General features: G+C 61.9%; 2 protein-coding genes. Both read right to left on the bottom strand.

The window, feature by feature from the left end; translation table 11 throughout:
* A partial coding sequence (locus tag ACT17R_RS17660) for a TCP-1/cpn60 chaperonin family protein (protein WP_444810016.1) occupies window positions 1-299 on the bottom strand: 299 nt, incomplete at its 3' end.
* A gap of 47 nt (window positions 300-346) precedes the next feature.
* The gene (gene groES, locus ACT17R_RS17655) at window positions 347-661 is read right to left on the bottom strand and encodes a co-chaperone GroES (protein ID WP_444810015.1); all 315 of its coding nucleotides are present in this window, start codon (window positions 659-661) and stop codon (window positions 347-349) included.
* Window positions 662-696: the final 35 nt, after the last annotated feature.

Genomic DNA, 696 nt, shown 5'->3' with positions numbered 1-696 from the left:
ACGATCGCCTGCGCGAGCACGGTCGCGGTCGTGGTGCCATCGCCGGCCTTGTCGTTCTGCTTCGAGGCGACCTCGCGCAGCATCTGGGCGCCCATATTCTCGAACTTGTCGGCAAGCTCGATTTCCTTGGCGACGGTCACGCCGTCTTTGGTGATGCGCGGCGCGCCGAAGCTTTTCTCGATCACGACATTGCGTCCCTTGGGGCCGAGCGTGACCTTCACTGCATTCGCAAGCGTATCCACGCCGCGCAGCATGCGATCACGCGCGTCGGACGCAAATTTCACTTCCTTGGCAGCCATTTCTTCCTCCTTCTCGATATCCTTTCAGTTGCTGGATGGATGCGGCGTCAGGCCGCCTTCTTGAGCGCCTCGGCCTGCTCGATCACGCCCAGAATATCGCTTTCCTTCATGATGAGCAGATCCTCGCCGTTGATGCGCACCTCGGTGCCCGACCATTTGCCGAACAGGATGCGGTCGCCGGCCCGAACGTCGAGCGCGGTCACCGTGCCGTCCTCGGCGCGGGCACCCGGTCCGACGGCGACGACTTCGCCCTCCTGCGGCTTTTCCTTTGCGGTGTCGGGGATGATGATGCCGCCCGAGGTCTTCTCCTCGGCTTCGATGCGGCGGACGACCACACGGTCGTGCAAGGGACGGAAATGCATGCATAACCTCCATGTTGCATAACGATATGATACAG

The sequence above is a fragment of the Sphingopyxis sp. Q841 genome (genome assembly GCF_052384365.1).
GTDB lineage: Bacteria > Pseudomonadota > Alphaproteobacteria > Sphingomonadales > Sphingomonadaceae > Sphingopyxis > Sphingopyxis terrae_A.
This window is presented reverse-complemented; position numbering and strand designations above follow the sequence as displayed.